Here is a 26,473-nt window from a genome sequence, read left to right on the forward strand (position 1 = left end):
GTGATTTTAGTTAAGGAAAATAAATGCGTTTGATAATACTAGGCATGTTTTTTATATTCATGCAGCTAGCTTGTTCTCCTACCTCAGTACCACAAGCTATTGGCACGCTAGAGCGTGATCGAGTGACATTTACCGCCACCTCGAATGAGATTATTCGTGAGTTGCCCGTTATTGAAGGCAGTATCGTTGAAGCTGGGCAAGTGTTGGTGCGATTAGATGCTAAAAACCAGCAAGCTATCCTGGCTAATGCGATAGCCAAAAAGGCCAAAGCGACGGCTTTTTTACTAAAACTGACTAATGGCGAGCGGGTTGAAGATATCGCCTCAGCACAAGCTAAGGTAGCTCAAGCTAATGCGCAGTTTGTTGAGGCACAGAAAAATTATCGCCGTCAGGTAGAGTTAATCGCCCGTAAATTAGTGAGTCAATCTGATTTAGACAGCGCTTTAGCCAGTCGAGATAAAGCACTGGCATCATTAAATTCGACCAAGGAAGAGTTTAGCAAGCTTACCGCGGGATCGCGTATTGAAGACATCGAGCAAGCCAAAGCTGAATTAGCGGCTAGCCAAGCAGAAGTTGTTTTACAAACCCAGAAGTTAGATGAGTTAACCATAGTGGCCACCCGCGATGGCATACTAAATAACTTGCCATATAACTTAGGTGAGCGAGTGGCGCTAAACAGTGTTGTGGCAGTGATGTTGGCTAATAGCGTGCCCTACGCTAGGGTATATGTCCCTGCACCGCACCGTATTCATTTTATTCCTGGCTTAAAGGTCACTGTGCATGTCGATGGTGTTGAACAAACATTAGTGGGCACAGTACGCTGGGTATCTCATGAAGCCTCATTCACCCCTTATTACGCTTTGACTGAGAATGAACGCGCCCGGTTAATGTACCTTGCCGAAGTCGATTTAGAAGACTCTGCGGCAACATTTCCTTCGGGTATCCCCGCCCAGGTTGACTTGATTATTAATAATTCAACGGGAGATTAGTCATGACTGAATTCGTTATTGAAGCAGTCAACGTGGTGAAAAAGTTTGCTGATTTCACTGCTATCGAAAACGTCACCTTACGGGTCCCTAAAGGTTGTATTTACGGCTTTTTAGGCCCAAATGGTTGCGGTAAATCCACCATGATAAGAGTGCTAACGGGTTTGCTAAGCCCTACATCGGGTGACATCACCGTATTGGGCTTATCCATGCCCAAGCAAGCAGAATCATTACGCTTAAAAATTGGCTACATGACCCAAAAATTCTCCCTGTATGATGATTTAAGTGTGCAAGAAAACATGCAGTTTATGGGGCAAATATTTGGTATGGGCAGTAAGGCGTTAAGCCTGCGCATTAATGAGCAGCTAATGACTTATGGGTTAGATTCTATTCGTCAACAAAGGGTCGCGGGTATGAGTGGTGGTCAGCGTCAGCGTTTATCTTTAGCGTGTGCCACTATGCATAACCCAGAGTTACTTTTTTTGGATGAGCCTACCTCCGCGGTTGACCCGCAAAATAGAAGAGAGTTTTGGGAGCAGTTGTTTGAGTTATCAGCACAAGGCACCACTATTTTAGTCACCACCCATTACATGGATGAAGCTGAACGTTGCCATCGTTTGGCGGTAATGGAATCTGGTATTATTCGTGCAGACGGAGAACCTGATGCTTTAATGCGTGATATGGGCGTTAATATTGTCGAGGTTAACAGTCCGCAGTTACGTGCCTTGAAAAAAAGCTACTGGCAACCAAAGCGGTTCGATCAGCGGCGCAGCTAGGAGTTCGTTTGAGGGTGTTAATTTATCAAGACATCGCCGATCCTATTCAATGGCTGAAAACAACTTTTCCTGAACTTGCCCAAGCTGAAATGAATCTTGCTCGTCCTAGTTTAGAAGATGTGTTTGTGTGTGTTACCGGTGAGGGGCGCCAATGATGTCTTTCTATCGAATAAAAGCGGTAATGGTGAAAGAGATCCGTCAATTATCAAGGGACCGGATTACCTTTGGCATGGTAGTGATGATCCCGCTTATTCAGCTATTGTTGTTTGGTTATGCCATTAATACCGACATTCGCCAAATACCGATAGCAGTTGTCGACCAAAGCCAGAGTACTGCGGGGCGGGTGATAACTGAGTCTGTTAAAGTCACTCAAGTAGTGAACGTTGTTAGGCATTTTGCTACCGCAGAAGAGGCTGAGCAAGCCATTAAACAGGGAGTTGTGCGTGCAGCGCTAATACTGCCGCAGGATTTAACTCAGCGAATGGTGCAAAATAGAGTGTTAGGTCAATGGATAGTTGATGGCTCAGACACCATGATCAGTTCAGCTATTTTAGCGCTACAGTCTATGCCGTTAACCGATTTTGATTTCGACATACGCCCTAAGACCGTTAAAACCTTTGAAGTTGTGTTGTTTTATAATCCGAGCCGACGCTCTGCGGTGAATATTGTGCCGGGTTTGTTAGGGATTATATTGACCATGACGATGATCCTGTTTACCAGCACCGCCATAGTACGTGAACGGGAACGAGGTAACTTAGAGCTACTGATTACCACTCCAATTAGCCCAATGGAGCTGATGATAGCCAAAATTGTTCCTTATATATTTGTTGGCTTAATACAGGTGTTTATCATTTTGGGGTTAGGCCATTGGATATTTGATGTGCCTATCAATGGGTCAGTTGCACAGATATTATTCGGTACCCTATTGTTTATTTCAGCCAGTTTATCATTGGGGTTAATGATTTCTACCTTGGCTAAAAATCAATTACAAGCCATGCAAATGACCATCTTTATCTTATTACCTTCAATATTATTGTCTGGTTTTATGTTTCCGTATGAAGGTATGCCAGAAACGGCACAATGGATATCAGAAGCGCTTCCGGCAACTCACTTTATGCGTTTAATTCGAGGTGTTGTATTACGAGAAGCTGATTTAATCGACCTATGGCGCGATACCCTGTGGCTTGCTTGTTTTACAGTGGTAGGTTTGTTCGTTGCAGCAGCTCGATTTAAGAAAACATTAGATTAAATAACCTCTGTTATGATTTAAAATTGCTATTATTCAGCCGCTTGAATTAGCCTTCTGGCTATGATTTTGTGTGCTTACTTTAGCCATTAGCTGACGCTACTTTAGTCGTTATGCATACGTATTCAATATTCCAAGGTGTTTATTTGTTCAATTATTAGGCGATACTGATTTGGGTTAACAAATTGTTAACTCCAATAAAAATCTAATAATAAAGGCCTTAAACATGAATCCTAATCGCGCGTTAACTAAGGTAGCCATAGCAACAGGTTTATCTTTGTGTATGTCATCATCAGTATTTGCCAACCCACAACCGACTACATTTGTTCATCTTTTCGAATGGAATTGGCAAGATATTGCTCAAGAATGTGAACAATTTTTGGGGCCAAATGGTTATGCCGCGGTGCAAGTATCACCACCGAACGAACATATTCAAGGTAGCCAGTGGTGGACTCGTTATCAGCCAGTAAGCTATGTACTACAAAGTCGTGGAGGTAACCGTGGTCAGTTTATTGATATGGTTAGCCGCTGTAAGGCGGTTAATGTAGATATCTATGTTGATGCGGTGATTAATCATATGGCTAGCGGCAGTGGAACAGGCACCGCAGGCAGTGCTTATGGTAATAAAAGCTACCCAGCATATAGCCCGCAGGACTTTCATAACACATGTGCGATTAAAGATTACAACAACCGTTGGGAGGTTCAAAACTGCGAGCTTGTAGGTTTAACTGATCTTAATACCAGTGCTAATTATGTTCAAACCACGATTGCGGGTTTTTTGAATGATTTGACTAATATAGGTGTCGCAGGCTTTCGCTTTGATGCCTCTAAACACATGGCCGTTGAAGATATTCAAGGTGTTATGTCAAAAGTAAATGGTTCGCCTTTGGTTTTTCAAGAAGTGATTGATCAAGGTGGTGAAGCCATTAGTGCCAGTGAATATACCAGTGTGGGCTTGGTGACTGAGTTTAAATACTCAACCCAGTTAGGCAATACATTCCGTAATGGCAATTTAGCATCTTTAAAGAACTTTGGTGAAGGCTGGGGTTTTATGGCCAGCAGTTCTGCAGTTGTTTTTGTCGATAATCACGACAATCAACGTGGTCACGGCGGCGCGGGTAATGTGATCACATTTGAAGACGGCCGATTATATGACTTAGCCAATGTGTTTATGTTGGCTTATCCCTACGGTTACCCAAAAGTGATGTCGAGTTATGCATTCAATGGCAATACCGATGTTGGCGCGCCTAGCGTTAGGGTTCATAACAATGGCAATTTAGAATGTTTTGGCAACAACTGGAAGTGTGAGCATCGTTGGGGCTATATTGCTGGTGGGGTGAGTTTTCGAAATAACACCGCTGATAATTGGACGACCACAAACTGGTGGGACAACGGCAACAATAAAATTGCATTTGGTCGTGGTAGTTCAGGTTTTGTGGCTATTAATAAAGAAAACTCAAATTTAACCGCAACGTTAGCGACATCTATGGCGCCAGGGACTTATTGTAACGTGCTAAAAGGCAAAATTGCTCAAGACAAGCGATCATGCAGCGGCGAAACGATTGTTGTTAATAATAACGGCTCCATCAATGCTAATGTTGGAGCTTGGGATGCGTTTGCCATTCATCAAGGTGCTAAGCTCATTACAGGTGGTGCTGTGAACAATCCTGATTGGAAGCGGACGGTTATTTTTATTCAAGCTCAAACACAAAGCGGTCAGGATATGTTTGTGCGTGGTGGCATTGATCACGCCTATGCGGCAAGTAATCTATATAAAACCTGTACCAGCAGCAATTTTGAATGTGCCATTCCAATTAGACATAACAACTTGCGTAATACCACTACAGCACATTGGAAAGCCAACGATACTTATCTAGATTGGTATGGCCCTGAGGCTGCTCAAAGCTCTGCGGCATCAGGTTCTGCATTAGATTGGACAACCAATTTATGGCCAGTAGCCTGGGGATCTAAGCAAACAGTAGCTAATAATGGCTTTGGAGAAGAGCCTTTAAATATTTGGGGGCAGCATTATTGGATGTTAGATGTGGATATGGATTGCAGTAAAACGGTTAATGGGTACTTTGAGGTTAAAGCGTTCGTCAAAAATGGCCAGGGCTGGGAAAGCAATATCAGTCAGTCCAACACGCCATTCCCTTCAAGTAATCATGTCGCTCAATGCGGTAAAGTGAATCAATTTAACTTTAATAGCAATGGCGTACAAATAGGTAACTTGTAAGATCTTTGGGTAATTAAAATGGCTAAAACACCCGTTTTAGCCATTTTAATGGGTAACAAATTATCTGGACTGAATTTACACATACTAAGTAATAAGCAGAGGATCTTTATAGTATGATGTGACGTATTCGTGAAACATCAATAAGACATATCAGCATGGCAAGCATACCTAGGCAAAATCTGACCCATCAACTCACTCATGATCTTGGTATTGCTATCGTCAGTGGGGAATATCCTATTGGAGAAGGGTTGCCTTCAGAAGCTGATTTGTGTGTTAAGTACGATGTTAGCCGCAGTTCAACGCGTGAAGCGGTAAAGATGTTGTCGGCCAAAGGCTTGATTACTTCACGCCCAAAGCAGGGCATAAGAGTGATGCCAGAAAGCCAATGGAATATGTTTGATATTGATGTCTTACATTGGATACTAAGCAGTAAACCATCTTTATCATTATTAAAAGAGTTTACGCAAATGCGTTTAGCATTAGAGCCAGAAGCAGCAGCATTGGCTGCCAAGAACGCAACGGCTGAGCAGATAGAGCATTTAGGTATAGCGTTACAGCGAATGAAGGATGCCGAGTTGGGGCTTGAAGATCCACTTGAGGCCGATATTTTATTTCATGCAAATATTCTATGCTCTAGTAATAATCGCTTTTTTATTCAAATGACCGGTTTTACTAGTACTGCATTAAAGGTGAGCTTGCGTTATACCAACCAGATGAAAGGGGTTAATGGGGCTAATGTGGAAGATCACGCAGCTGTTTATAATGCGATAAGAATGCGCCAGCCTGAATTAGCCAAAACAGTTATGGTTAAGATCATTGATGAGTTATTAGTGTTAATTGATTCTAGATTATAACGGTTGAACTTCATCTACGTTTGCCACTCTGGTGTAGAAGGGAGGCTAAAATAGCCTAAAACCAATTTGATCAGGCAAGCAGTTCAAATATTGAAGCCAACATCGTAAACCCGTCTTTATATGAGTGTTGTGCTGAAACATAGGTGCGCACTCTTATATTGCTATTACTAGAGTGTCTAGCTGGGTTGTCATAGATAGGTTGTCATACTAAGTGACTAATGTTGATTAATGGATAGAAGTTAGCTCAAGTTCTTGAGCTAACTTCTTTGCTTCAATACGGTTCCAAATTTTATCGTGAAAATAAAATACCACAGTGTTCACAGCTGGTTCGATTAATGCAACTGCGCCACCAATGACAATACTGCCAGTGAGTAAATAGGTAATGGTAAATGCGACAGAGAAATGCAGTACAGCAAATGTCATTGTTTTTTTCATGATAAGACCCCCAATTGATTTTTTTAAATGATAGTGATTATCATTTATGATTGGAAGCTAAATTTATTAGTTGGGTTAATCGATTTTTTAAATCAATAAGCCTGCTGAGACAAAGCAGGCTTATAATTCACTTTTTAAAGTTTCATTGAATCGTCAAACAATTAATAATGCCAAGGAAATTTAGAAAAGTCTTTATCGCGCTTTTCTAAAAAAGCATCTCGTCCCTCTTGGGCTTCTTCTGTACCGTAAGCTAAACGAGTTGCTTCACCGGCAAACAGTTGTTGGCCAACTAAGCCATCATCTGCCATGTTAAAACCGTATTTAAGCATACGCATTGCAGTGGGGGATTTAGCGTTAATTCCCTTCGCCCATGCTAAGGCTTCTATTTCTAGCTCAGCATGTGGAATAGCACGGTTAACCATACCCATATCAACCGCTTCTTCTGCCGAGTAATTAAACCCCAAGAAGAAAATTTCACGGGCGCGCTTCTGGCCAATCATCTTAGCTAAATAAGCGCTGCCATAACCTGAGTCAAAACTGCCGACATCAGGGTCGGTCTGCTTGAAAATAGCATGCTCTTTAGATGCTAATGTTAAATCGCAAACCACATGTAAACTATGACCGCCGCCAACAGCCCAACCGGGCACAACCGCAATAACCACTTTAGGCATAAATCGAATTAATCGCTGCACTTCTAAAATATGCAGACGGCCCATGCGGGCGACATCGGGCTTACCTTCTTCAGCGCCTTCATATTTATAACCGTCTTTACCGCGAATACGTTGATCTCCACCTGCGCAAAAAGAGTATTGACCTTTTGCTGATGGTCCATTGCCAGTGATAAGCACACAGCCGACATCTGACCATTGTCTGGCGTGGTCTAAAGCGATAAAGAGTTCATCTACAGTTTTTGGGCGGAATGAGTTAAGGCAATCTGGGCGATTGATGGCAATGCGCACTGTGCCTTGATCTTTAGCGCGGTGATAAGTGATGTCTTCGAAGTGGAAGCCACATACAGAGTCCCAAAGTGTTGGGTCAAATATATCGGAAATCGGTTGTGTCATTATAAGTTAGCCTTTTTCAATCCATTATCCAAAGGCTATGCTGTATTAATATCTAGGTCAATCTAGCGAGCATAAAAGCGTTAACTATATCTGATCGCAAATGAACCGTAGGTTATCCCGACTAAACACCGGGTGGTTTCTCGTTGAGCTTGAGCAATACTCTTCTTTAAATTTGGTAATAGAGTCGCTATCTATGAACACACCGTCAAGTTCACGAATTTCTATGGTCGACAAGCGTTCATAAATTTTCTCTTTAATAATAGGAATTTTATGATCGACCCGCTGAATTGTTGTGCCTGTCATCGAAGTCACTTTTTTATCAGCAGTAGTAAACATTGTTTGCACATATTCTATAGGCTCATCAAGCTTATTCGTTTCTGTTGCAAAGTAATAAATAATGCCACCTATGATGGCTAAACCTATCCAACCTCTCATTTTTTTGTCCGAGTTAATGTTAGAAAGGTATATACTATTCCAGTTTGTTTGTAATGTTAATGTAGTAAGGTCGTAAAATGACAATAGAATCGAAACCCAAAGATTATTCGAAACAAAATCGAATTAAGATTCATCAGCCTGATGCGAACAAAGCCGACCGTTTTAATCCCAGCAATAGTATATATGTACGCGCCGTTGATGGACTTTGGACAAGAGTTCGCCGTCGTATGGGCTGGGTTACTATGTTGTTCTTTCTTATTCTCCCATGGATCCAGTGGGGCGACCGACAAGCGGTATGGTTTCATCTTGCAGAGCAGAAGTTTCATGTTTTTGGTCTGACTATCTGGCCACAGGATCTAACACTACTCGCCGCCGTCTTTATGATTGCCGCCTTTGGATTATTCTTTGTCACCACTTATCTCGGTCGAGTATGGTGTGGTTATACCTGCCCACAGACCGTATGGACGTTTATCTTTATCTGGTTTGAAGAGAAATTTGAAGGCGCACGTAATAAGCGTATCAAGTTAGATCAAATGCCATGGAGTGTCGATAAAGTCTGGCGTAAAACCGCAAAACATAGCGCATGGATATTCGTATCCCTCTTAACCGCAATGACCTTTGTATCTTATTTTGTGCCGACACGAGAAGTGTATATAGATGTCCTTACGTTAAATGCCGATGGCAGCATCTACTTCTGGGTGATTTTCTTTACCATAGCCACATACGGTAATGCAGGATGGATGCGTGAAATTATGTGCATCCATATGTGTCCTTATGCGCGATTCCAAGCGGCAATGTTTGATAAGAATACCTATATTGTTGGCTATGACACTAAGCGCGGTGAAACTCGCGGGCCTCGTTCTCGTAAAGATGATCCTAAGGAAAAGGGATTAGGAGATTGTATTGACTGCGATCTTTGCGTTCAGGTTTGTCCAACGGGAATCGATATCCGTAACGGCTTGCAATATGAGTGTATTAACTGCGGTGCATGTATTGATGCATGTGACAACACCATGGAACGTATGGGATATGCTAAAGGCTTAATTAGCTACACCACAGAAAACAAGCTTGATAACGTAAAAGAGACAGTGCTGCGTCCTAAGTTAGTTGGTTACGGCGTTATATTAACTGTGATGATATTGTTGTTTGTTTACGCCAGTGCAACCATAGCGCCGGTTCGAATGGATGTTATCCGTGATCGCAATGCCCTTTACCGTGAAAACAATCGAGGTGAAATAGAAAACACCTTCACGATTAAAATACTGAATAAGACCGAGGCTAAGCACGATTACCAGCTAAGCGTAGAAGGACTTAATAATGCGAGATGGATCGGACTGGACAATGTCAGTATTGCGGCAGGTGAAATTCTAACATTACCTATTAGTGTAGCAATTGACCCAGTAGAGCTAAAACGTAGCGTTACCAACATCAATATCGTTGTACGAACTGAAATAGATGGTGAATCCGTCATTACTACCCAAGAAACACGATTCTTCGGTGAGTAAAAAACAGTAAAAATAGTTATAAAGCATATTAAAAAGGGACTAATAGTCCCTTTTTTGTGCGTTTCGTCCAAAAAACACCCCATCAATGCTATTTTAATAAAAAACTTATTAAAAGCCCTTGCACTGCCTCAGAATCTCCCTATAATGCGCATCCACTGACACGGCACAGCGCGAAAGCAAAGTAGCGAGTTAGGTTGATTTGAAAGAATAAAAACTTCGGTTTCATCATCAAATCAACAGCGAAAAGAAAGTTTGAAAAAACACTTGACGCTGACAACAGGGTCTGTAGAATACGCAGCCCAAGCCAACGACCTAGCGTCCAACGGCGATGTTTGAAAAATTAACATCAACGCTCTTTAACAACTTAAACAAGAAATCTGTGTGGACATTCACAGGTATTGAGTTATTCGAAATTGCTTCTTCTTAGGAAGAGCAATCAAAAAATTTAAACTCAATGCAACGATGAATGTTCATAGCAATATGTACAAAAAGACTTTGTTAACTTCGGTTGATAAAGCAATCAGAATTCATTGAGCCGAAAGCTTTGTTCTTATTTATAAGGATGAGGGTTTCAAAAAAACTTTAATTGAAGAGTTTGATCATGGCTCAGATTGAACGCTGGCGGCAGGCCTAACACATGCAAGTCGAGCGGCAGCGGGAAGATAGCTTGCTATCTTTGCCGGCGAGCGGCGGACGGGTGAGTAATGCCTAGGGATCTGCCCAGTCGAGGGGGATAACAGTTGGAAACGACTGCTAATACCGCATACGCCCTACGGGGGAAAGGAGGGGACCTTCGGGCCTTTCGCGATTGGATGAACCTAGGTGGGATTAGCTAGTTGGTGAGGTAATGGCTCACCAAGGCGACGATCCCTAGCTGTTCTGAGAGGATGATCAGCCACACTGGGACTGAGACACGGCCCAGACTCCTACGGGAGGCAGCAGTGGGGAATATTGCACAATGGGCGAAAGCCTGATGCAGCCATGCCGCGTGTGTGAAGAAGGCCTTCGGGTTGTAAAGCACTTTCAGTAGGGAGGAAAGGCAGTAGTTTAATAAACTACTGCTGTGACGTTACCTACAGAAGAAGGACCGGCTAACTCCGTGCCAGCAGCCGCGGTAATACGGAGGGTCCGAGCGTTAATCGGAATTACTGGGCGTAAAGCGTGCGCAGGCGGTTTTTTAAGCCAGATGTGAAAGCCCTGGGCTCAACCTAGGAATTGCATTTGGAACTGGGGAACTAGAGTCTTGTAGAGGGAGGTAGAATTTCAGGTGTAGCGGTGAAATGCGTAGATATCTGAAGGAATACCGGTGGCGAAGGCGGCCTCCTGGACAAAGACTGACGCTCATGCACGAAAGCGTGGGGAGCAAACAGGATTAGATACCCTGGTAGTCCACGCCGTAAACGATGTCTACTCGGAGTTTGGTGACTTAGTCACTGGGCTCCCAAGCTAACGCATTAAGTAGACCGCCTGGGGAGTACGGCCGCAAGGTTAAAACTCAAATGAATTGACGGGGGCCCGCACAAGCGGTGGAGCATGTGGTTTAATTCGATGCAACGCGAAGAACCTTACCTACTCTTGACATCCAGAGAATTCGCTAGAGATAGCTTAGTGCCTTCGGGAACTCTGAGACAGGTGCTGCATGGCTGTCGTCAGCTCGTGTTGTGAAATGTTGGGTTAAGTCCCGCAACGAGCGCAACCCCTATCCTTATTTGCCAGCGAGTAATGTCGGGAACTTTAGGGAGACTGCCGGTGATAAACCGGAGGAAGGTGGGGACGACGTCAAGTCATCATGGCCCTTACGAGTAGGGCTACACACGTGCTACAATGGCGTATACAGAGGGTTGCAAAGCCGCGAGGTGGAGCTAATCTCACAAAGTACGTCGTAGTCCGGATTGGAGTCTGCAACTCGACTCCATGAAGTCGGAATCGCTAGTAATCGTGAATCAGAATGTCACGGTGAATACGTTCCCGGGCCTTGTACACACCGCCCGTCACACCATGGGAGTGGGCTGCAAAAGAAGTGGGTAGTTTAACCTTCGGGAGAACGCTCACCACTTTGTGGTTCATGACTGGGGTGAAGTCGTAACAAGGTAGCCCTAGGGGAACCTGGGGCTGGATCACCTCCTTACCTATACGACTAACTCAATACCTAAAGTGCAGAGATGCATGTGAGTGTTCACACAGATTACTTGTTAACTTCTTCGGAAGTAGAGTGAAACACACCGCTTGCCGGTTAAGTGTTGTTCTTTAACAATTTGGAAAGCTGATAGTACTAACTAAAGGCGCATAGATGATGATTCGTTGTCGTTTATGTGATTACGTTAGTGCGAAAATAATATTGATGCGAAAGCATCAGTATCTTGAGTTCTCAAAACACTGTTTAAGTGTCTTGAATATTCTAAAAACTAAGGCGAGTCACACTTCCTGGTCGGGAGTGAGACAAGTAAAAACCAGCTAGTTGCGATACAGTCTAATTAGTTCATTCTCTTGTTTACAAGGGTTGTGAAACTCATTTGGGTTGTATGGTTAAGTGACTAAGCGTATACGGTGGATGCCTTGGCAGTCAGAGGCGATGAAGGACGTAATAACTTGCGAAAAGCGTTGGCGAGCTAGTAATAAGCATTTGAGCTAACGATATCCGAATGGGGAAACCCGGCCACATAAGTGGTCATCATACAGTGAATACATAGCTGTATGAGGCGAACCTGGGGAACTGAAACATCTAAGTACCCAGAGGAAAAGAAATCAACCGAGATTCCCCTAGTAGCGGCGAGCGAACGGGGATTAGCCCTTAAGTCTATGGGGTGTTAGTGGAATGAGTTGGAAAGCTCAGCGGCACAGGGTGATAGCCCCGTACATGAAAACTAACCATAGATGAAAACGAGTAAGGCGGGACACGTGACATCCTGTTTGAATATGGGGGGACCATCCTCCAAGGCTAAATACTCCTGACTGACCGATAGTGAACCAGTACCGTGAGGGAAAGGCGAAAAGAACCCCTGTGAGGGGAGTGAAATAGAACCTGAAACCGTATACGTACAAGCAGTGGGAGCGGTTCTTGAGACCGTGACTGCGTACCTTTTGTATAATGGGTCAGCGACTTACGTTTTGTAGCGAGGTTAAGCGAATAGCGGAGCCGTAGGGAAACCGAGTGTTAACTGCGCGTTTAGTTGCAAGGCGTAGACCCGAAACCGAGTGATCTAGCCATGGGCAGGTTGAAGGTTGAGTAACATCAACTGGAGGACCGAACCGACTTATGTTGAAAAATGAGCGGATGACTTGTGGCTGGGGGTGAAAGGCCAATCAAACTCGGAGATATCTGGTTCTCCTCGAAAGCTATTTAGGTAGCGCCTCGAGCGAATACCATTGGGGGTAGAGCACTGTTAAGGCTAGGGGGTCATCCCGACTTACCAACCCTTTGCAAACTCCGAATACCAATGAGTACTACTCGGGAGACAGACAGCGGGTGCTAACGTCCGTTGTCAAAAGGGAAACAACCCAGACCGTCAGCTAAGGTCCCAAAGTGTATGTTAAGTGGGAAACGATGTGGGAAGGCTTAGACAGCTAGGATGTTGGCTTAGAAGCAGCCATCATTTAAAGAAAGCGTAATAGCTCACTAGTCGAGTCGGCCTGCGCGGAAGATTTAACGGGGCTAAACATACCACCGAAGCTACGGGTTTGCAGTTTACTGCAAGCGGTAGAGGAGCGTTCTGTAAGCGGTTGAAGGTGAAGGGGTAACCCACACTGGACGTATCAGAAGTGCGAATGCTGACATGAGTAACGATAAAGGGAGTGAAAAACTCCCTCGCCGAAAGACCAAGGGTTCCTGTCCAACGTTAATCGGGGCAGGGTGAGTCGACCCCTAAGGTGAGGCCGAAAGGCGTAATCGATGGAAAACAGATTAATATTTCTGTACCTCTGCTAACTGCGATGGAGAGACGGAGAAGGCTAGGCTAGCGCGGCGTTGGTAGTCCGCGTTTAAGGTAGTAGGCGGTGTTCTTAGGCAAATCCGGGAACACGTACTTAAATGTACACGTTGAGAGCTGATGACGAGTCACTAAGGTGATGAAGTAGTTGATGCCATGCTTCCAGGAAAATCTTCTAAGCTTCAGGTTAGTAGGGATCGTACCCCAAACCGACACAGGTGGTCGGGTAGAGAATACCAAGGCGCTTGAGAGAACTCGGCTGAAGGAACTAGGCAAAATGGTACCGTAACTTCGGGAGAAGGTACGCTGCTGTTGGTGATGGGACTTGCTCCCTAAGCTGACGGCAGTCGCAGATACCAGGTGGCTGCAACTGTTTATCAAAAACACAGCACTGTGCAAAATCGCAAGATGACGTATACGGTGTGACGCCTGCCCGGTGCCGGAAGGTTAATTGATTGGGTTATCGCAAGAGAAGCTCATGATCGAAGCCCCGGTAAACGGCGGCCGTAACTATAACGGTCCTAAGGTAGCGAAATTCCTTGTCGGGTAAGTTCCGACCTGCACGAATGGCGTAATGATGGCCACGCTGTCTCCAGCCGAGACTCAGTGAAGTTGAAATTGCGGTGAAGATGCCGTATACCCGCGGCTAGACGGAAAGACCCCGTGAACCTTTACTATAGCTTGGCACTGAACATTGAACCTACATGTGTAGGATAGGTGGGAGACTTTGAAGCTTCGTCGCTAGATGGAGTGGAGTCAATCTTGAAATACCACCCTTGTAGTTTTGATGTTCTAACTCTGGCCCCTTATCGGGGTTGAGGACAGTGCCTGGTGGGTAGTTTGACTGGGGCGGTCTCCTCCCAAAGAGTAACGGAGGAGCACGAAGGTTGGCTAAGTACGGTCGGACATCGTACGGTTAGTGCAATGGCATAAGCCAGCTTAACTGCGAGACATACACGCCGAGCAGGTACGAAAGTAGGTCATAGTGATCCGGTGGTTCTGAATGGAAGGGCCATCGCTCAACGGATAAAAGGTACTCCGGGGATAACAGGCTGATACCGCCCAAGAGTTCATATCGACGGCGGTGTTTGGCACCTCGATGTCGGCTCATCACATCCTGGGGCTGAAGTCGGTCCCAAGGGTATGGCTGTTCGCCATTTAAAGTGGTACGCGAGCTGGGTTCAGAACGCCGTGAGACAGTTCGGTCCCTATCTGCCGTGGGCGTTGGATGATTGAGGGGAGCTGCTCCTAGTACGAGAGGACCGGAGTGGACGAACCGCTGGTGTTCGGGTTGTCATGCCAATGGCATTGCCCGGTAGCTACGTTCGGAATCGATAACCGCTGAAAGCATCTAAGCGGGAAGCGAGCCCCAAGATGAGTCATCCCTAGAGCTTTAAGCTCTCTAAAGGGCCGTAGGAGACTACTACGTTGATAGGCAAGGTGTGTAAGCGTTGTGAGGCGTTGAGCTAACTTGTACTAATGACCCGTGAGGCTTAACCATACAACCCAGATGGGTTTTACTGATACGACTTAGTATTAGAATGGGACACTTAAATAGTGTGACGAGACTCAAACTCAGATAATGTAATCAGCTTTCCGAATTATTATTTAATGCTAGTTAAATGGCGTTAGATAAACCAAATTTGTCTGGAAACCATAGAGCTGTGGCACCACCTGATCCCATTCCGAACTCAGAAGTGAAACACAGTATCGCCGATGGTAGTGTGGGGTCTCCCCATGTGAGAGTAGGTAATTTCCAGGCGCCTAATTTCTCTTTTAAGTAAGAGAAGTCTACTGATAGTGACATATCAGCGACTTAAAAAGAATTTAGCATCGTGCGCAAGCAATTTGCTAAAGGAGCGGTAGTTCAGTTGGTTAGAATACCGGCCTGTCACGCCGGGGGTCGCGGGTTCGAGTCCCGTCCGCTCCGCCAACTTAAGACGAAGGCCTTTGCAGCAATGCAAAGGCCTTTTTTCGTGTGTGTAATTTAAAAATATGGGTAATAGTTCTGTTGGTTAAGACTTTTTTGAGACATCGATTCGAGACAGCGGCCTGTCACGCCGGAGGTCGCGGGTTCACTCTTGTTACCAGCAGCGTCCGCTCCGCCAACTTAAGACGAAGGCCTTTGCAGCAATGCAAAGGCCTTTTTCGTGTGTGTAATTCATAAGCTAGTGTGGTAATTTTGTTGGCTATAAAGGTATTCGGTATTTTTTGATAGTATTACTTTTGAGATGTTCATCGACTTTGTTATCAATCCATGTAGTTTATAACACCAGTCTTTTTTTAAATGTGTTGATTGGTGATCTATAACTGTTAGTGTTTCTTTTAAAGAGATATCAGATATATAATTGGTTACTTTATTATACGAGATTAGAATGGATTGTCGGTTAGGTTGTGGGGCATGTTGTATTTCGCCGTCGATTACGAGCGCTATCCCAGGGATGCCTGAGGGGAAACCCGCAGGTGTCCGTTGTGTTCAATTAAGTGATAAAAACCTATGTATGATCTTTGGTCAACCACAGAGGCCTATTGTGTGTAGTGGTTTTTCTGCGAGTATAGATGTTTGTGGCTCTTCAAATGAGCAAGCTTTATGGTTGATCAATGATTTAGAGCGTTCAACATGTTAAAGTCGTTTTTTCTTTTATCGAGTATCGTTTATCAATGCAATTAACTCGCTATACAGATTATGGTATCCGCATTTTGATGTACCTTGCAGTACAACCAGAGCGAGAAGCTTTGTTCCGTATTGCAGAGGTAACTAACGTTTTTGATTTATCATCAAATCATGTTGCTAAAATTATCCATCAGCTTGGAAAGTTAGGTTACTTAAAAACTATTCGGGGTAAAAGTGGTGGGTTTAAATTAGCTATTGCTATTAATGAGATTCAAATAGGCTTGTTGGTTAGACAACTAGAGCACTCATTAGTAGCTGTAAATTGTGAAGAACCATTTTGTCGTTTTACTCCCGTATGTAATTTAAAAGGGGTATTAGGAAAAGCGGTTGCTGCTTATTTGGCGGTATTGGATCAATATTCTTTAGCGGATATAGTAAATAATAAATCTGAGTTAATCTCTACCTTACCTGATTTATCTATCTCAGTGTTTGATATGAGCTAGTTGAATAAACTTTAGCGATATCGGTCGCAAGTAAATCTGAAGTGTGTACTAAGTCGATACCATTTTGTTTTAGTCTAGGGAGGTTGGCCTTTAGGTAGGCAATAGTTTCAGGATACGGGTGTGCGATAGCAACCAGTGTACCTTGCTGTTTGGCTTGATAAATAATTTGTTTGAACTGCTTTTCAAGTGCGTGTTGGCGTAAGTCATTATCTAAAAATACTTGCCGTTGCAATAATGGCACTCCAACTGCTTTTGCCTTATCACTCGCCTTGCTGTATTTGGTTGTCATACTGTCAACAAAGTAAGCTTGCTTGCTTTTTAAACTTTCCATCACCCATAACATTGGTTTGTCTAATTGAGTCAGTAGGCTACCCATATGATTATTCGCCCCGCGGGCAAAAGGGATATTTCCAAAGGCAGATGTTATTTCGTGTTTAACTTGTTGCTCGTTCATGTCATTAGTTAATCCACCAGGGCCTAATGCATTGCCGCTCAAGGCCTGCATTGGTAAATGTAGCATTATCTCATGACCCTTGTTATGGCCTTCTAATGCTAGTCTTTGTCCTAAAGGTGTATGGGGTAAGACTGATAAGGTAATATTTTGAGGTAGAGACAAAACAGCCTCATCTGTTTGACGATATCCAATATCGTCAATGATGATAGCTAGGTTTGCTGCATTTAATGATGAAAAACAGGCAAATTGTAATATTATTATTAATAAAAAGCGCACAGTTATTATTATTTTCTTTTTGATTTTATTTAGTTTTCTCTGCTATCTATCCAAGCGATAGCTGAGTCGATTTGCTTATCGTAATCATTATCTAACATTTTTTCTGTACCGATTATAGGCATATTCATCTCATCTGTAACAGCAGTAATTGATATTTCTATATCTGGGGTAATGCCTATGGTGTTTATATTATTTCCATCAGGGGTACTGTAATTAGCAATAGTCAGTTTGATGGCATTACTTTGGCCAAGTATGGGGATAAGGCTTTGGACTGTTCCTTTACCAAAACTGGTTTCTCCTAATAGGGTTGCGCGATGATTTTCTTGCAGCGCCGCTGCTAAAACCTCAGAAGCCGATGCTGAACCTTTATTAATCAATACGACCATGGGGATCTTAGCAAAAATAGTATCTGAAGAGGCATAGTAGTCTTCATTTGCATCAAAAATACGTCCTGTAGTGGTCACGATTCGACCATGATCAAGAAATAAATCTGCAATACTAATTGCCTGGTCTAGTAGCCCGCCTGGGTTATTGCGTAAATCTAAAATTATTCCTCTTAGAGGTATATGCTGCCATTTTATTGCTTGTTTACTTATCGCATCGGTTGCATCTTCCTGGAAGCTTGTCAGATGCAAATAACCAATGTCACCATCAATAATTTTACTGTTTATAGAATTGATGTGGATAAAGTCTGGTTGTAAGGTGATTTGAATCGGCGTTTTAGTCGTAATGGGTTGAAGGCTTAATGAGATAGGCTGGTTATTATTACTATATTGTCTGATTTCGGTTAGCACCATTTGCAGGTTTGTGGCATCAACAAGCGTATCATTAAGCTTGATAATCTTATCGCCCGCTTTAATACCCGCACGTTCAGCCGGTGAGTTTTTAAAGGGAGTTATGATGGTAATTTTGTCCTGGTCAGTTGCGACTTCAAACCCAAAGCCAAAATACTCACCTTTGTTAGAGTCGTTTATCGCCTGAAAATCTTCATGAGTTAGGAATCCAGAGTAGGGGTCAAGTTCTGTAAATATCCCTTTTATTGCGGCATCAATAAGTTGCTGGCGATCTATTTTATCTACGTAGTAAGTTTCAACAGTATCAATAACATCGATTAAAAGTGGGTAGTCAAATTCATAATAGGCAGGCTTGGAGTTTGCGTGCTCTAAACTTGAAATGCTGATCGAAAGTGCCACGCACACGCCAAGTATAAAGCAACTAATATAACGGATGATTTGATGCATAACAGCCCCGATAACTATGGGCAGTTTGCGTTATCCTAGCGACAGTATCTTGCTGGATCGACCGCTTGCCCTTTATGTCTTATCTCAAAGTATAGGCTAGGTTCGGTCTGTCCACCTGAACGACCGACTAAAGCAATCGATTCGCCATCATTTACACTGTCTCCAGCCTCCTTAAATAGGGTTTGAGCATGGCCGTATAGACTCATATAGCCTTTACCGTGGTCAAGTACCATCACCATACCAAAACCTCGTAACCAATCGGCATATATCACTTTACCCGCGGCAACAGCTTTAATATTTTGCCCTTCAGGTGCGGTTAATACAGCACCTTTCCATTTTATTTGACCAGAACGGTTGCTGCCAAAACGCTCACTCATGCGACCTTTTGTTGGCCAGCTTAGCTTACCTTTTCTATTCTCAAGCCCATCCATTAATGGGTTGGCTTTTGCCGTAACAACAGCTTGTTCAACAATACGCTTTAAACTGGCCTCTTCAATTTGTAATTGTTCTAGCTGAGCACCTTTGTTGGATAAGGTGCGTTGAATTTGAGTTAGGGTTTGCTGGCGTTGATTTTGTTCATTACTTAACTGTTTAGCTTGTTGCTTCTGGTCAATCATTACAGTGTTCAGTTGCTGCTGCTTTTTGACTTGTTTGTTTTGAACTTCAACTAATTGCTCGCTAGTGGTTTTTAGTTTACTTATCGCTTTGATGCGCGCGTTATTTAAATATTGATAGTAAGCCAGCATGCGTTCAATGGTTGCAGGATTTTGCTGATTCAGCATCATCTTACTGTAATCATGGTTCCCGGCTAAATAAGCGCTAGATAGCTGCTTTGATAACGTTTTTTGTTGGCCAATTTTTTGTGCCGTTAAGCTTTTTTGTTGTTTTTCTAGATCAATTAATTGGCTGCTGATGTTTTTTAATGAGGTTTGAGTTTCATTTACCCTGCTTGCCGCGCGTGCAATGGCTTGCTCATCTTTTTTAAGTAATGTGATGAGTTTTTCTCGTTGTTTTGATGTGTTTTTTAAATCATTTTGCTGCGCATTGATTTGTGTCTGAATAGACTTTAACTCAGACTGACGTTTGCTGAGGTCGGCGCCAGTAGCGGCATAGGATAGTATTATAAAGCCAGCGAAAATGCTGGCTTTAACAAAGAAACGAATTATCACAGGTAATTAATTACTCTTTTAAGTCAATGATACAGCGGCCGGTCATTTCGGTTGGCACACTTTGCCCCATTAACGTTAACATCGTTGGTGCGATGTCACACAAGCGGCCGTTAGGTTTGATAGTAGCATCACGACCGACATAGATGAAAGGAACTAATTCACTTGTGTGTGCAGTATGGGCTTGACCAGTAGCTGGATCGGTCATTTGCTCTGCGTTACCGTGATCAGCGGTGATAATACATTCACCCCCTACTTTGGCTAATGCTTCTACTACTCGACCAATACACGCGTCAACTGCTTCACACGCTTTTACTGCAGCATCAAACTTGCCAGTATGACCCACCATATCGCCATTAGGGTAGTTACACATGATCACGCCGTATTTGTTTGATTCAATCGCGCCTACCAGCTTGTCGGTGAGCTCAGTTGAGTTCATTTCTGGTTGTAAATCATAGGTAGCCACTTTAGGTGACTCAATTAAAATACGGTCTTCTCCGTCAAATGGTGCTTCTTTACCACCATTGAAAAAGAAGGTTACATGGGCATACTTTTCTGTTTCAGAAATACGTAGCTGAGTTTTACCTTGTTTTTGCAGTGTTTCACCAAGTGTATTAACAAGGTTATCTGATTCAAACGCCACAGGTGCTTTAATATCATCTGCGTATTGGGTCAGCATGACGAAGTTAATTTTTGGGGTTTTATGACGAACAAAGCCATCAAAATCAGGATTAACAAAGCTGCGACTAATTTGACGTGCACGATCTGCGCGGAAATTCATGAAAATTAATGCATCGTTGTCATTCAGCGTCGCAGCTTGGCCAGTTGCATCAACAATAGCCGATGCGGCAACAAATTCATCATTTTCATCACGATCGTAAGCGGCTTCAAGTGCATCGACTGAGTTCGTATAGTCAAACTTACCTTTGCCTTCGGTGATCAGTTCATAAGCTTGCGAGACTCGATCCCAACGATTATCACGATCTAATGCGAAGTAGCGTCCAATTAAAGATGCAATACGGCCAGAGCCTATTTCAGTAAAGAGTGCATTGAAGTGCTCAATACTGCTTTTGGCGCTTCTTGGTGGAGTATCTCGACCATCTAAGAAGGCATGCAAGTAAACGGCTTTAGCACCACGGGAAACCGCCATGCGGCACATTGCTTCTATGTGTTGCTCATGGCTATGAACGCCGCCGGGTGATAACAGCCCCATAATATGAACCGCACCGTCTGCTGCTATCGCTTTATCTACCGCATCAACCAGAGTTTGGTTATGTTCAAACTCATTATCTTCAATGGCTTTACTGATCCGCGTTAGTTCTTGATAAACAATGCGACCAGAACCAATATTGATATGGCCAACTTCAGAGTTACCCATTTGGCCATCAGGTAAACCTACATCAAGACCTGAACCTGAAATTAAGCTGTTAGCATAGGTGGCTGTTAACTTATCCAAGACCGGAGTGTTAGCGTGAAATATCGCATTATCTTGCGGATTTTCACGATAGCCCCAGCCATCAAGAATAAGCAGTGCCAGCGGACGTTTAGTTGTCGTCATGGAAGTACCCTTATTTAAAGTGTTAAAGATGAAGTTAAAAATGAAATTGGATAAATATTACTACTTATTAGCTGTTGGCAACAGGCTTAGGTTCTCGATTGCCCTAACAGGTGATTAAATTTCATTTATATGTGAGTGTTTACGCAATTAACACTTTTTGACCTTGTTTGAGGTACGTAATTCTGTGTGAAAAATTGTCTGAAAGGTAATTAACATATCCACCAATATTGAATCTTACCTAACCACTTTGATGTCACTCTGAGCCCTGTATCTTAAGCTTGTTTGGGTATATACTCTTGGCCAAATTAATCTTAGCTCGATACGTTATAGGCAGTGACCATGCAAGAATATATTGAATTTTTAAGAGCAAACCCAATGTTGTCTTTGGCTTGGGCTGGCTTATTTTTTGCTTTAATTGTGACGACATTCAAATCAAGTACATCAAAAGTAAAGACCGTTAACAATCATGAACTCACGCTAATGATGAACAAGCAAGACGCTAAAGTTGTCGATGTGCGTGGCAAAGAAGAGTTTAAAAAAGGCCATATCGTTGATTCTATTAACGTGCCATTGTCTGAAATTAAAAATAATCAGGCCACAAGTCTTGAAAAGTTTAAAACCAGCCCCATTATATTAGTATGTAACGCTGGCATGACATCTTCTCAAGCGGCTCAACTTCTTGTTAAACAAGGCTTTGAAAACGTACATAACCTTAAAGGTGGTATGGGTGATTGGCAATCAGCAAATATGCCAGTTGTCAAAAGCAAGAGATAGTCACTAGGTTCATCATATTGCAGTAAAAACATAGTGTTGAGTAAAAATCGACACTATTAGTTTTTGATCTTACTGGCAACGATGCTTAATCGCATTTCGCTGTTTGGTCGACTTTAGGGGCAAGGCGAGGTTACCCTCATTTATTAGCCCAACACCATATTCGCTCCACAGAAAAGCGAAAAATAACATTATATAGGTAGGATATCATGGCTGAAGAAATAGCAAACAACGAAGCAATTGCACCACAGTTTAACATTCAGCGTGTTTATACAAAGGATTTGTCTTTTGAAACACCAAACAGCCCAGCTGTTTTCCAAAAAGAGTGGAACCCAGAAGTTAAGTTAGACTTAGACACGCGCAGTACTAAGTTATCTGACGATACTTATGAAGTGGTACTTTCTTTAACTGTTACCGCTAAAAATGGCGACGAAACAGCTTTCTTATGTGAAGTTCAGCAAGCGGGTATTTTCTCTATCGTTGGCTTAACAGAGCCACAATTAGCACATTCTTTAGGCGCTTATTGCCCTAACGTATTGTTCCCATATGCTCGTGAAACTGTTTCTGGTTTAGTTGCTCGTGGTACTTTCCCACAACTTAACTTAGCGCCAGTGAACTTTGATGCACTATTTGCTCAATATGTTCAACAGCGTCAAGCGGCTGCTGCAGAAGCGCCAGCTGAAGCTAACGCGTAAGTGATGAGCAGCACTGCCGAAATAACGGTATTAGGGGCGGGGTCTTATGGCACCGCCCTTGCTATTTCTTTAGCAAGCAATGGCCATAAAACCTTATTGTGGGGACACGATCCCAAGCGCATGCAGGCATTGGCCGATTCGCGCAGCAATGAAGCTTATCTACCCGGAATAACATTCCCTGACTGTTTGCACATTGAACTTGATTTAGCTAAAGCCTTAGCTGCTAGTAAAAATGTGTTAGTGGTTGTGCCAAGTCATGTTTTTGGTGATGTATTAAAGCAAGCCAAACCCTTGTTGCGCAGTGATGCTCGTATTGTGTGGGCGACCAAAGGTTTAGAGCCTGAAACAGGCCGCTTATTACAAGATGTAGCACGTGAACAGTTGGGTGAGCAATATCCCCTAGCGGTATTGTCTGGCCCTACATTTGCTAAAGAATTAGCCGCAGGTTTACCAACAGCAATATCGGTAGCGGGTACTTGTCCGCAGTTCACCCATGACTTAGTTGAGCTTTTACATAGCCCTAAACGTTTACGTGTATATGCCAATGATGATTTCACTGGTATTCAGCTTGGTGGAGCGGTAAAAAATGTTATCGCTATTGGTGCTGGTATGTCTGACGGTATTGGCTTTGGTGCAAATGCACGTACCGCACTCATCACTCGTGGTTTAGTTGAACTAAGCCGTTTAGGTGAAGCTATCGGCGCCGATGCATCAACCTTCATGGGGATGGCGGGTTTAGGTGATTTGGTATTAACCTGTACCGATAATCAGTCGCGTAATCGTCGTTTTGGTTTGGCTTTAGGTCAAGGCAAAGATGTGATCACCGCCCAAGAAGAAATCGGTCAAGTAGTCGAAGGTTACCGAAACACTAAAGAAGTGTTTACCTTAGCCAAACGCCTAGGGGTAGAAATGCCGATCACCGAGCAAATTTACCAAGTGTTATACCAAGGTAAAGCACCGGTTGAAGCAGCAAAAGAGTTACTCAGTCGAGACAAAAAATCTGAAACACTGAAAAAATAGTGCAACAGAGCGGCTAAGTTAACCGTGAGTAGATACCAAAAAGGATGCTAAAATAGCATCCTTTTTTGCATTTAATATTTATCAATTAAATACAAAACAACCCATTTAAAGTGTGGAGTTAAACGTGAAACATCATGACGTAATTATTATCGGCGCCGGCGCGGCAGGATTAATGTGTGCTGCAACTGCGGGTTATCGTGGTCGTGATGTCCTCGTGCTAGACAACGCCAAACAAGCTGGCCGTAAAATACTTATCAGTGGTGGTGGACGATGTAACTTCACTAATCAAAAGGTTGAACCACATCAGTTTCTTTGTGGTAACCCCCACTTTGTCAAATCGGCATTAGCTCGCTATCGTTCAAGCGATTTTATTGAGCTGGTTGAACGTCATGGTATTGAATACCATGAGCGCGAGCATGGGCAGTTATTCTGTAATGACTCAGCCAAAGAAATAGTCACCATGTTAATGACCGAGTGCGAATGGGCAGGGGCAAAGGTTCAGCTGCGAACTGAAATTTTATCTGTTAGCACAACTGATACCGGCTTTACCCTAAGCACCTCTAATGGTGAACTCAGTTGTGAGTCATTGGTTATCGCAACAGGCGGCTTATCAATGCCTAAACTTGGCGCGACACCATATGGCTATAAAATTGCAGAACAGTTTGGTTTAAAGGTACTGCCTACCAGTGCTGGTTTGGTTCCATTTACGTGGCATGCCGAACAAAAAGTGCGCTTTGAGCCGTTATCGGGTATTGCTGTGCCGACAACCATTACCGCTCAAGATGGCACTCAATTTAGTGAGGCCTTGCTGTTTACTCATAGAGGCCTATCAGGCCCAGCAGTACTGCAAATTTCTAATTACTGGCAGCCAGGTGAAGCAATTTCTATCAATTTATTACCGGGTGAAAACGCGTTAAATAAAATTGAATTTGCATTGAAGCATCATCCAAAGCAAAGCCTACGCAACACCTTAAGCCAGTGGTTACCTAAACGCTTGGTTGAAACACTATTTGACGAGTCTCAACTGGATAAAGCATTAAACCAACTCGGCCACGGCGAGCGTGAAACGTTGGCTAGTGAGTTAAATGACTGGTCTATTGTCATGAATGGCACCGAAGGCTATCGCACTGCCGAAGTGACTTTAGGCGGCGTTGACACCAATGAATTGTCATCTAAAACCATGCAGGCTAACAAGGTACCAGGTTTGTATTTCATTGGTGAGGTAATGGACGTAAGTGGTTGGTTAGGCGGGTTTAATTTTCAATGGGCATGGTCATCTGGCGTTGCCGCGGGGTTAGCTGTTTAAATGTTCAGGGGTAATCGGAGATGCTTTGGGAGTGCCACCCTGGCGTTCTAGTTTTAACTGTCTCACCCATTTGTCCATGGTTGATTTACCCACGTTCATCGCCTTTGCAGCTTCGATGATGCTATGGTTTTTATCTAGGACTAATTGGGCTGCTTCAAGTTTGAATTCAGCACTAAATGTTTTTCTGGTTATCGATCTCATGTGTTCACCTAAAGTCATGTACGAGGTAATAATATCACCTCTATTTAGGTGGCCAAAATAGAGGTGCCACTACAGGCTTAGATCCATATCCATCATCTAGTATTGCCAAATTGACCTTACCTGTTAGTCATCGATTTGATCAAAGTATTTCATCAATTGCAGCGAGCTTTGAGACAAATCCTTTAGACATCGCAATGCAGGGAGTGAGAGCTGCTTCTAATGGAGGTTGTAATCATTGTGTATTGGTTTTTACTGAAGAGACCAGAAGTTTTGTTATTCCTGCATTTGCAGAGCTCCTATCAAAGGAACTAGCCTCTTTTGAGCTTGAGTCTGCAAATGTGAAGGTTTGTTCCCATGTACATAAAGAGAGGGATGGAGCTCCTTCAACAGAAGAGTTTGCAAGAACTATTATGGATTATTATGCGCCATATATTGCTGATAAGATGACGAAAGAATACCAGCAGCATAGCTATTTAATTGATTACCTGAATCATGGCAGATATCTAATTCGGGATACCAAGAGCCTATTTGCTGGTATGGAAAAGTTTGCCGAAGGAGTATTGAGAGCTTGTTTTTTAATCAGTAGTGACAGTCTCGATGATATTAAAGGCACAAGTTTTTCAAAGATAAAGTCAGTGGCAAATAAACATAGTGCCATTAAGCGTGAAGTTGGCGATGCTTTGTCAGTAGCCTATACCCAAGTTGTTCTGCAGTCTTTGACTAACCCAAATAAAGTGGATGAACATAACTGGGAAGCTTTAACTGCAATTGTTCTCGAGGTGATTAGCTCTCTTATTGATAGAGCTGACATCGATCTATCTAAAATCAAGTTTATTGATTGGTATGAAGTCGATCTTCCTGATAGTCACCTCGAAGAAGGTGCGGGTGAAAGAAATAATTTATATAGGCATAAATTCAATGATAGTGAGGACACTATTGATCTTAGGCTTGGTACTATCCATTCGGTCAAAGGACAAACGCATACAGCAACGCTGTTGCTTGAAAGTACAAATCGGGGACCAATACTTGGTCAATTGAAGCCTTATCTTCTTGGGGAGCAGCGAGCTAATGAAGCGACTGGCTCTAAAAAAATTGGCTAAATACGCTGTATGTTGGATTAACTCGACCCACTCACCTCATTTGTTTGGCTATTCCTGAATCCCATAAAAAAACAGCCACAAGCAACATAGATTGGACAAGCGAGG

At 43.2% G+C, this 26,473-nt stretch carries 19 protein-coding genes, 1 tRNA gene, 3 rRNA genes and 2 pseudogenes; 17 read left to right on the plus strand and 8 right to left on the minus strand.

Annotation, left to right across the window (positions count from 1 at the left end; all coding sequences use genetic code 11):
* Positions 1–23 precede the first annotated feature (23 nt).
* From ACRWQN_RS01720 to ACRWQN_RS01740, 5 genes and pseudogenes are all read left to right on the plus strand, one after another.
* Complete coding sequence (locus tag ACRWQN_RS01720; RefSeq protein WP_434939576.1) at positions 24–989, plus strand: HlyD family secretion protein; 966 nt, start codon at positions 24–26, stop codon at positions 987–989.
* A 2-nt stretch (positions 990–991) separates the two neighbouring features.
* Positions 992–1,917: pseudogene (locus tag ACRWQN_RS01725) on the plus strand (ABC transporter ATP-binding protein).
* Positions 1,914–3,011, plus strand: a complete 1,098-nt coding sequence (locus tag ACRWQN_RS01730) for an ABC transporter permease (RefSeq protein ID WP_434930808.1) — start codon at positions 1,914–1,916, stop codon at positions 3,009–3,011. The pseudogene ACRWQN_RS01725 and the gene ACRWQN_RS01730 overlap by 4 nt, the downstream one beginning before the upstream one ends.
* 223 nt (positions 3,012–3,234) lie before the next feature.
* Positions 3,235–5,244, plus strand: a complete 2,010-nt coding sequence (locus ACRWQN_RS01735) for an alpha-amylase (RefSeq protein WP_434939577.1) — start codon at positions 3,235–3,237, stop codon at positions 5,242–5,244.
* 155 nt (positions 5,245–5,399) lie between these two features.
* A complete protein-coding gene (locus tag ACRWQN_RS01740; protein ID WP_434927697.1) occupies positions 5,400–6,098 on the plus strand; it encodes a FadR/GntR family transcriptional regulator in 699 nt (232 codons plus the stop codon).
* 225 nt (positions 6,099–6,323) lie between these two features.
* Here the strand turns inward: ACRWQN_RS01740 and ACRWQN_RS01745 are convergent, their stop codons facing one another.
* The 3 genes from ACRWQN_RS01745 to ACRWQN_RS01755 all read right to left on the minus strand — a co-directional run bounded on the left by ACRWQN_RS01745 (position 6,324) and on the right by ACRWQN_RS01755 (position 8,032).
* On the minus strand, positions 6,324–6,533 hold the full coding sequence (locus ACRWQN_RS01745; RefSeq protein WP_434939579.1) for a DUF2061 domain-containing protein: 210 nt from the start codon (positions 6,531–6,533) through the stop codon (positions 6,324–6,326).
* Positions 6,534–6,694: 161 nt separating this feature from the next.
* Positions 6,695–7,597, minus strand: a complete 903-nt coding sequence (locus ACRWQN_RS01750; RefSeq protein WP_434939581.1) for a 1,4-dihydroxy-2-naphthoyl-CoA synthase — start codon at positions 7,595–7,597, stop codon at positions 6,695–6,697.
* Positions 7,598–7,681: 84 nt separating this feature from the next.
* Positions 7,682–8,032 (minus strand): hypothetical protein, encoded by a 351-nt coding sequence (locus ACRWQN_RS01755; RefSeq protein ID WP_434939582.1) that lies wholly within the window; start codon positions 8,030–8,032, stop codon positions 7,682–7,684.
* Between the two features lie 77 nt (positions 8,033–8,109).
* On the opposite strand from ACRWQN_RS01755, the gene ccoG reads away from it, so the two are divergent.
* From ccoG to ACRWQN_RS01790, 7 genes are all read left to right on the plus strand, one after another.
* Entirely contained in the window at positions 8,110–9,537 is a 1,428-nt protein-coding gene (gene ccoG, locus ACRWQN_RS01760) for a cytochrome c oxidase accessory protein CcoG (RefSeq protein WP_434927701.1), read from the plus strand.
* A 583-nt stretch (positions 9,538–10,120) separates the two neighbouring features.
* Positions 10,121–11,665: ribosomal RNA gene (locus ACRWQN_RS01765) — 16S ribosomal RNA — on the plus strand.
* 396 nt (positions 11,666–12,061) lie between these two features.
* A 23S ribosomal RNA gene (locus ACRWQN_RS01770) occupies positions 12,062–14,964 on the plus strand.
* A 145-nt stretch (positions 14,965–15,109) separates the two neighbouring features.
* A 5S ribosomal RNA gene (gene rrf / locus ACRWQN_RS01775) occupies positions 15,110–15,225 on the plus strand.
* Together the 16S, 23S and 5S rRNA genes with 1 tRNA gene alongside form the textbook arrangement of a ribosomal RNA operon.
* A 94-nt stretch (positions 15,226–15,319) precedes the next feature.
* A tRNA-Asp gene (locus ACRWQN_RS01780) sits at positions 15,320–15,396 on the plus strand.
* A 442-nt stretch (positions 15,397–15,838) separates the two neighbouring features.
* Positions 15,839–16,090, plus strand: a complete 252-nt coding sequence (locus tag ACRWQN_RS01785; RefSeq protein ID WP_434927702.1) for a YkgJ family cysteine cluster protein — start codon at positions 15,839–15,841, stop codon at positions 16,088–16,090.
* 34 nt (positions 16,091–16,124) lie between these two features.
* On the plus strand, positions 16,125–16,580 hold the full coding sequence (locus ACRWQN_RS01790) for an Rrf2 family transcriptional regulator (protein WP_434939584.1): 456 nt from the start codon (positions 16,125–16,127) through the stop codon (positions 16,578–16,580).
* On the opposite strand, the gene ACRWQN_RS01795 is transcribed toward ACRWQN_RS01790, so the two are convergent.
* The 4 genes from ACRWQN_RS01795 to gpmM are packed head-to-tail and all read right to left on the minus strand — an operon-like array spanning position 16,555 to position 21,275.
* Entirely contained in the window at positions 16,555–17,310 is a 756-nt protein-coding gene (locus tag ACRWQN_RS01795; RefSeq protein WP_434939585.1) for a divergent polysaccharide deacetylase family protein, read from the minus strand. The two genes, ACRWQN_RS01790 and ACRWQN_RS01795, sit on opposite strands and share 26 nt — an antisense overlap.
* Positions 17,311–17,339: 29 nt before the next feature.
* Entirely contained in the window at positions 17,340–18,551 is a 1,212-nt protein-coding gene (locus ACRWQN_RS01800) for a S41 family peptidase (protein WP_434939586.1), read from the minus strand.
* 35 nt (positions 18,552–18,586) lie between these two features.
* Positions 18,587–19,720 (minus strand): murein hydrolase activator EnvC family protein, encoded by a 1,134-nt coding sequence (locus ACRWQN_RS01805; RefSeq protein WP_434930802.1) that lies wholly within the window; start codon positions 19,718–19,720, stop codon positions 18,587–18,589.
* A 10-nt stretch (positions 19,721–19,730) separates the two neighbouring features.
* On the minus strand, positions 19,731–21,275 hold the full coding sequence (gene gpmM, locus ACRWQN_RS01810) for a 2,3-bisphosphoglycerate-independent phosphoglycerate mutase (RefSeq protein ID WP_434939587.1): 1,545 nt from the start codon (positions 21,273–21,275) through the stop codon (positions 19,731–19,733).
* Positions 21,276–21,614: 339 nt separating this feature from the next.
* On the opposite strand from gpmM, the gene ACRWQN_RS01815 reads away from it, so the two are divergent.
* The 4 genes from ACRWQN_RS01815 to ACRWQN_RS01830 all read left to right on the plus strand — a co-directional run bounded on the left by ACRWQN_RS01815 (position 21,615) and on the right by ACRWQN_RS01830 (position 25,067).
* Complete coding sequence (locus tag ACRWQN_RS01815; RefSeq protein ID WP_434927708.1) at positions 21,615–22,049, plus strand: rhodanese-like domain-containing protein; 435 nt, start codon at positions 21,615–21,617, stop codon at positions 22,047–22,049.
* A 206-nt stretch (positions 22,050–22,255) separates the two neighbouring features.
* The gene (gene secB / locus ACRWQN_RS01820) at positions 22,256–22,741 is read left to right on the plus strand and encodes a protein-export chaperone SecB (RefSeq protein ID WP_226412160.1); all 486 of its coding nucleotides are present in this window, start codon (positions 22,256–22,258) and stop codon (positions 22,739–22,741) included.
* Positions 22,742–22,744: 3 nt separating this feature from the next.
* Complete coding sequence (gene gpsA, locus ACRWQN_RS01825; protein ID WP_434927709.1) at positions 22,745–23,761, plus strand: NAD(P)H-dependent glycerol-3-phosphate dehydrogenase; 1,017 nt, start codon at positions 22,745–22,747, stop codon at positions 23,759–23,761.
* Positions 23,762–23,885: 124 nt separating this feature from the next.
* Complete coding sequence (locus ACRWQN_RS01830; protein ID WP_434939588.1) at positions 23,886–25,067, plus strand: NAD(P)/FAD-dependent oxidoreductase; 1,182 nt, start codon at positions 23,886–23,888, stop codon at positions 25,065–25,067.
* On the opposite strand, the pseudogene ACRWQN_RS01835 reads toward ACRWQN_RS01830, so the two are convergent.
* A pseudogene (locus ACRWQN_RS01835) lies at positions 25,065–25,268 on the minus strand (transposase); the annotation flags it as partial. The gene ACRWQN_RS01830 and the pseudogene ACRWQN_RS01835 sit on opposite strands and share 3 nt — an antisense overlap.
* A gap of 110 nt (positions 25,269–25,378) precedes the next feature.
* On the opposite strand from ACRWQN_RS01835, the gene ACRWQN_RS01840 reads away from it, so the two are divergent.
* The gene (locus tag ACRWQN_RS01840; protein WP_434939589.1) at positions 25,379–26,368 is read left to right on the plus strand and encodes a hypothetical protein; all 990 of its coding nucleotides are present in this window, start codon (positions 25,379–25,381) and stop codon (positions 26,366–26,368) included.
* Positions 26,369–26,473: the final 105 nt, after the last annotated feature.

The sequence above is a fragment of the Shewanella sp. HL-SH8 genome, assembly GCF_051165765.1.
Lineage (GTDB): Bacteria > Pseudomonadota > Gammaproteobacteria > Enterobacterales > Shewanellaceae > Shewanella > Shewanella glacialimarina.

Excerpts from the sequence above, each read along its gene's own strand:
- ACRWQN_RS01800 (WP_434939586.1), bottom strand. The coding sequence starts at position 18,551 with ATGCATCAAATCATCCGTTATATTAGTTGCTTTATACTTGGCGTGTGC.
- ACRWQN_RS01730 (WP_434930808.1), top strand. The coding sequence starts at position 1,914 with ATGATGTCTTTCTATCGAATAAAAGCGGTAATGGTGAAAGAGATCCGT.
- secB (WP_226412160.1), top strand. The coding sequence starts at position 22,256 with ATGGCTGAAGAAATAGCAAACAACGAAGCAATTGCACCACAGTTTAAC.
- ACRWQN_RS01720 (WP_434939576.1), top strand. The coding sequence starts at position 24 with ATGCGTTTGATAATACTAGGCATGTTTTTTATATTCATGCAGCTAGCT.
- ACRWQN_RS01815 (WP_434927708.1), top strand. The coding sequence starts at position 21,615 with ATGCAAGAATATATTGAATTTTTAAGAGCAAACCCAATGTTGTCTTTG.
- gpsA (WP_434927709.1), top strand. The coding sequence starts at position 22,745 with ATGAGCAGCACTGCCGAAATAACGGTATTAGGGGCGGGGTCTTATGGC.
- ACRWQN_RS01790 (WP_434939584.1), top strand. The coding sequence starts at position 16,125 with ATGCAATTAACTCGCTATACAGATTATGGTATCCGCATTTTGATGTAC.
- ACRWQN_RS01755 (WP_434939582.1), bottom strand. The coding sequence starts at position 8,032 with ATGAGAGGTTGGATAGGTTTAGCCATCATAGGTGGCATTATTTATTAC.
- ACRWQN_RS01735 (WP_434939577.1), top strand. The coding sequence starts at position 3,235 with ATGAATCCTAATCGCGCGTTAACTAAGGTAGCCATAGCAACAGGTTTA.
- ACRWQN_RS01750 (WP_434939581.1), bottom strand. The coding sequence starts at position 7,597 with ATGACACAACCGATTTCCGATATATTTGACCCAACACTTTGGGACTCT.
- gpmM (WP_434939587.1), bottom strand. The coding sequence starts at position 21,275 with ATGACGACAACTAAACGTCCGCTGGCACTGCTTATTCTTGATGGCTGG.
- ACRWQN_RS01740 (WP_434927697.1), top strand. The coding sequence starts at position 5,400 with ATGGCAAGCATACCTAGGCAAAATCTGACCCATCAACTCACTCATGAT.
- ACRWQN_RS01785 (WP_434927702.1), top strand. The coding sequence starts at position 15,839 with ATGGATTGTCGGTTAGGTTGTGGGGCATGTTGTATTTCGCCGTCGATT.
- ccoG (WP_434927701.1), top strand. The coding sequence starts at position 8,110 with ATGACAATAGAATCGAAACCCAAAGATTATTCGAAACAAAATCGAATT.
- ACRWQN_RS01745 (WP_434939579.1), bottom strand. The coding sequence starts at position 6,533 with ATGAAAAAAACAATGACATTTGCTGTACTGCATTTCTCTGTCGCATTT.